This window comes from Mesorhizobium sp. M7A.F.Ca.CA.004.04.2.1 (assembly GCF_004022825.1).
Lineage (GTDB): Bacteria > Pseudomonadota > Alphaproteobacteria > Rhizobiales > Rhizobiaceae > Mesorhizobium.
Genome location: NZ_RZPH01000322.1, coordinates 1 through 5,684 on the forward strand (window position 1 = coordinate 1; position 5,684 = coordinate 5,684).

At 63.6% G+C, this 5,684-nt stretch carries 3 protein-coding genes; all 3 read right to left on the reverse strand.

Annotated elements, in window-relative coordinates:
- Positions 1 to 2,074 (reverse strand): S8 family peptidase (locus tag EN893_RS15935; RefSeq protein ID WP_164900911.1); only part of this gene is annotated, 2,074 nt, incomplete at its 3' end.
- 17 nt (positions 2,075 to 2,091) lie between these two features.
- Positions 2,092 to 3,078, reverse strand: a complete 987-nt coding sequence (locus EN893_RS15940; RefSeq protein WP_024505649.1) for an ATP-binding protein — start codon at positions 3,076 to 3,078, stop codon at positions 2,092 to 2,094.
- A gap of 355 nt (positions 3,079 to 3,433) precedes the next feature.
- Entirely contained in the window at positions 3,434 to 5,404 is a 1,971-nt protein-coding gene (gene rlxS, locus EN893_RS15945) for a relaxase/mobilization nuclease RlxS (protein WP_128361638.1), read from the reverse strand.
- Positions 5,405 to 5,684: the final 280 nt, after the last annotated feature.

Genomic DNA, 5,684 nt, shown 5'->3' on the forward strand with positions numbered 1-5,684 from the left:
GGGTCCATCCGCGTTCACCGGGGTTGGGTTCGATGAAATAGGACAGCGTGACGCGGAGCTCGACCTGGGCAGCGCCGAGCGCCGCGAGCTGCTCCTTCGGCCAAGGCAGGCGATGCAGCTTCATGTCACGCGTTTTGGCAGCCGCGCCGCCCTCGCGCTGGAAAGGCTGAAGCTCATCTTCAACGATAAGCGTGAGGTCGTTCACCGTTGACAGAAGCGCGCGCCCAAGATCTGGCACGCCGTAACCATAGCGCCGCACGAGCGCCTGGATCTCGCCCTTCGCTCCGTTGCACGCATCGATGCGTGCGCGCATCGCCGGAGTCCATTCGGCCGAGTGGACGATCAGGGCGCGAACCGTTTCAGGCCACAGCTCGGGGCGCGCTGATAGAATCAGTCCCGCCATCCGTGCGGCATGGGCCGTTGCCGCGCTCGTATCTCCGAGGGTGGTGAAGTGGCGCAGTTCGGGTCGATAGAAAGTGGTCAATATCTGCAGATCGTCGATCGGCTCGCCAGGCAACACACCGTCATGGGCGAGATTGCCGCCTTCGAAGACGACCTCGGGCTTCACCGGCCACTGCCTGTCCCAAACGACCGAAGTGCGACTGCGCGGCGAGAGCTCGCCGACCGGCGCGATCGGAGCGTAGCCCGCAAAGTCGGTGTCAATGATATCGACCTTTTCTGTGAAAGCGCCGACCGTCAGCGCATTCCAGGCCTGAGAAGGATCATCGACTGCTTCCAGATCGTTGCGCGTCAAATGCTCGGCCGGCATGAGGTCATCGCCGATGTTGCCGGCAGAGAGAACGATCAAGCGTCGCTGCTCCTCTTCGAAACAGAGTTGGTCGATAGCGGCAGACCACGATGTGGGCCTTCCACGCGCCGGACTGGCGCTTGTCACAGCCATTGCGATCGCGCGGCGGCGCTCCGGCGCCTGCACCTCGGCGCGGGCGATCGCTTCCGCGGTGATCGCGCCATAGAGTTCTGGATCGTTTGCCTCGTCTTCTGGCGGAAGGATACGGACACTCTCCAGCCGAAAGGGCAATGGAACTGGATCGCCTCCGACCAGGAGCGGGACCAGATCACCGTACAGGCCGACACCTGCCATTCGCGTCCCGTGGCCGCTCCACGCAGGTGTGTCGTCGCTGCCCCATGCCGGTTTGACGGTGTGCCAGTCTTCAACGGCAAGTGCGGGTTCGATCAACGGGTGGGTGCGACGTACGCCGCTGTCGAGAATGCAGACCGCAATATCGGATTGAGGCGGTCTGACGCGCCCGAGAAGCTCGTCGCTCCAGTCCCTTTGCTCCGCGCCACCAAGGCCCATGAAGAAGGACGGCGTATCCTTCGCGCGCCGCAGCTCGGCGACGACATCGCTGTGCGCAATCATGCGGTCGAGCATTGCCGTGCTGGCGAGTGCCAGCATGACCACCCGCTCCGGAAACCTGACCGCATGCGTGCGCAAAGTGATGTTCAGGGCTTCGGCAATGTGCTCGAAGTTCTCGCGGCGACCGTCGCGCAGCCAGACTTCCCACCACACCTGCTCGTCAGCGGCCTGGGGGAAGAGGTCGTCGTGGTCGGTAAACAACGATCGTGCAGTCGCCAGCCTGACTGTCTCCATGCGGGAGACGAGCGGCTCGTTGCGCGGTCTGCCGCGGTCAGTGTCAACGTCTCGATACGCCTCGACTTTCCGCAAATAATAGGCTTGCGCGCTTTGCGGCAGGAACACCGACGCTGTGATGGGAGCACCGGGTTGAGTTGGCTCATGGACGGCGACCAGCTCCATGTGCCGGCGACGATCGGCCAACTGGTCGAGGGCCGCCCGTCCGGACATGGGCAGATCGATCTCGAGGTAAAAGCCAGGCGTGCCGACCGACAGCTGGGGGTCACGCGCCGCAATCTGCTGGCGTGCACTTTCGACCGCTTGTTCGATGGATTGCGTCAAGGCCGCAGCATGCGACGCCCGATCACGCGCCGGCAGCGGCGGTGCATGTATAAGTTGGTTGGGCCGCCGATAGGCTTCCCGAATGCCGTTGTTGCGAAGGTGGATATGGGCGCGGTCGCGCGGAAAATCGTCTGCCATTATGATCTGTGCTGTCGCTACTCAGACAGCGAAGCCTGCCGGCGTTCCTTCAGAGCGTCGATGAGCGCTTCCGAGGTGATCCGCTTCCCCCCCCGCAATATGATGGTTTTTGCAGCGTCGTCGGCCGCGCGGGTGATCTCGGCCTGCGACAGTCTCTCTGCCTGAGAGATCGCCTCGTTCCAGGCAAGCCCTCTGGTGTCGAAGCGGTCGAGTCGAGCCCGAAGCAGCGCCTCGATAATCGGCCGATCGGGCACGGCGTATTCGATGACATCGTCGAAACGGCGGAACAAAGCTCTGTCGAGCAGCTCGGGATGATTTGTTGCCGCAATAATCAGGCTGTGGCTGTCGTCTTGCTCGAGAAACTGCAGAAACGAATTCAGCACGCGCCGAATCTCGCCAACATCCTGGCGTTCGCCTCGACGCGCGCCGATGGCATCGAATTCGTCAAAGAAGTAGACGCCCCGCGTCGCCTGCATTGCATCAAAAACAAGCCGCAGCTTTCCGGCAGTCTCTCCCATGAACTTGGTGATCAAACCATCGAGGACGATCATGAAAAGGGGCAGATGAAGCTCCCCGGCCAATGCCGATGCGGTCATCGTCTTGCCTGATCCTGGCGGGCCGACCAGAAGCAGTTTGCGACGGGGAACAAGCCCGTGCTCGCGCAAGCTTGCTTGTTGGCGCTGCTCTCCCAGCACGCGGTGCAGGCGCGAGCGCAGACTGTCCGGCAAAATCATGTCCGTCAGTCGCAGGTCCGGATAGCGCACATGCAGGAGGCCTGCGAGTTCGCCCTTTGGCTGAAAAAGGGGAACCGGCCGACTGCTCTTGGCAATCCGGGCGTCCCTGCTCTTGGCTGCGTCGACCAGATCCTTGAGCTCCTGAGCAAGCTTGCCATGGCCTTGACGTGCCTCATGCGCAGCAAGCTGCATCGCGATAGAGAGGAAACGATCCTCGTCGCCGGCAATGTGGCTTTTAAGCAGCGTCACGATATGGCGGGCCGTGGTCATGGCTCTCTTCTGGGGTATCCGTTTACTTGGCGAAGCGCATGCAACCTAAACGCTTTCAACGGCGATTTGTAACGCGCAATGGTGTTTTTTCTCTTGTCGATGTTCGCCCGTGGCAACTTCAGCGGTGAACTGTTGCGCCGCGGTCATAGGCCAGCCGGAATAACGCCGGCCAGCAGACAACAGTCCGCATCTTCGAGCGCTCGAAGTCTGGCCACTCACGCAGCGTGTCGGGTCCGAACGCTCCAAAGCCGCCCCGCCTGGCAGGTCCATGCGACCGATTGCGGGCGTGCGGCCATAAGGTCTACGCGGGCTCGCATGGCTGCCCGCGCCGCTGGCTAAAAAGCTGTACACCATCTCACGAAACACCAGGTCCGCTCCTTTGCCGGCCGACGGTCCATGAAATCCCCTCCCCACTCACGACACCGGAGACCTCCTTGCCCACATGGCGCTCAAGCACCGGCCGCCATGGCACCAGCGTGAACTCGCGCGACTTTTCAACGACGGCATATTTTCCGCTGGCAAGCTCGACGGAGCGGCGGAGCGTACCCTCTACTCGTCCTCCGGATCGCGCTTCGGCATAGGGCAGGCCAAGTTCCTCCGACAGTTGGCCAGCAACACGGTTCAGTTCTCGCTGGCGCAGGATCGAAAGCATGTTGGCTCGATAGACGATCCCATCCTGTTCTTTATGCGCGAGGCCTTGCGCGATCAGCCACTGCCGCCGGCGAGCTTGCGCCTCTCTCACGTCGCGGCCGAAGCCGGATCCGTGCAAAGGCTCGGGTCTATCGGCAACCAGCTCCCGGTCGAGCCAGGTGGCGCCGTTGAAGCTGACCTGTCGCTCCAGCGCCATTGAGGAGAGCTTGTCGGCAACGACAGGCTCGGCCCTGGCCCGCTGGCCCTCATAATTCGCGACGCGATCGAGATGGTCCGGCGCGATGAGCCAGGTGCCGTTCGGCTCTCGCTCGACGCCGCCGGTCGCGCGGCGGATCGCCTCCAGCCGCCGCACATGCGTTCGCGCAAAGCTCTCGGTGGCGGATGGGTCATGCTTCAGGTGCATATCGACGTCGTAACGGCCGCCATGCGCGGCGGCGATTTCGGCGATGGTACGATCGACCTGCCTCGGCTCGGTGTTCCTTGGCGCGACACGCACGATGCAGCCATTAGGCATCGTTTCCATCGCCTCGCCTCTACCGATGTTGATCCAATGGCTCTTACCGTCGACGGCGTCGACGATCATGTAATGGCGGTCATTGATCTCGTCGGCCAGTCCACGCGCGACAACGCGACCGACGAGAGACTGGACGGGCTCGCCGGATCGATCGTGGATCACCCAGTCGGCGGCCCTGCGGGCAAGCCCCTTGCCGGTCAGTTCGCGGTGCATGGTCTTGATGATGTCGCCGCGTTCGCCGGTGCGGCGCAGCGTGGCTTCGAGCTCATCGTCGAGGCGCCAGGAGCCAGCGCCGACCTCCGCGGCCAGACCCATCCGCTCGAGCTTGCGCAGCCGTCCCTGGTGCAGCGTCTGGCGAATGGCGTCGGGACCGCCCGGCGAGACCAGGCCGTCATCATCACGCATGCTGAGCAGCCGACGGTCGATGCTGGTGAAGCGTTCCTGCTCCATTTCCCGGCGCAGGCGAAGCTCAATCTCGCGGTCGGTTCGCGGACCGAGATCGAGGCTGACCAGCTCGGCCGCCCGCTCGCGGATGCCAGATGAGATATATTCGCGCGCGATGACCAGGTTCTCGCCACGGTCGTCCCTGCCACGGACGATGATGTGGCTGTGCGGGTGGCCGGTGTTGAAATGATCGACCGCGACCCAGTCGAGCTTCGTGCCGAGGTCTTCCTGCATCTGCGCCATGAGCCGCCGCGTCAGCGCCTTGAGGTCGTCGTACTCGATGCCGTCTTCGGCAGCGACGATGAAGCGGAACTGATGGCGGTCGCCGTCCGCGCGATCGATGAACGCCTTGCCGTCGACGCGGCCGCTGTCGGCGCCGTAGAGCTCGCCAGGTTCACCTTCGCGGGTGACCCCGTCGCGCTGAAGATAGCGTAGATGGGCACGCGCCCCGTCCGCGCCCTTGCCGGCGAGCTTGACGACCCGCGCCTTGACGATCACCCGGCGCTGGCGGAAGGCGGCATACCGGTCGCGCGATTTCAGCAGTGCGGCGGCCGCCCCGCCGCGCCCTGTCCGGCTTCCTGTGAAGCGACCACCGCGTTGCGGCCGGCCGCCAGCCCGGTTGATCGCCGCACGAACCTGGCCGGCATAGCGTTTGCCGGCCTTCGAGCCGCGCGACCCGATCTTGCCGAGCCTCGGCCTGAACTCGTCATCCTTAATGCGAGCCTCCCAGACATATCAAGCAAAATCAGACACTTACACGTCCAACCCTCTTGGCACCGGCGGCAGCCTCCCGGAAAAACGATGTGCAGACAAAGATTTAACCGCCTCCTGGAGGCGGTACCTTTATCTTGCCGTACGCGCCCAGCCCCGCCAGACGCGCCCCCGTCCGCCATGGCTAACGCACCGGCTCCTTCGGCTGCGCGCCGTCCTTGCCGAGCGGCACGAAGAGATCGCCGTTTCGCACGCCTGAGTGAACACCGTCATGAATGAAGAACAG

Excerpts from the sequence above, each read along its gene's own strand:
- EN893_RS15940 (WP_024505649.1), bottom strand. The coding sequence starts at position 3,078 with ATGACCACGGCCCGCCATATCGTGACGCTGCTTAAAAGCCACATTGCC.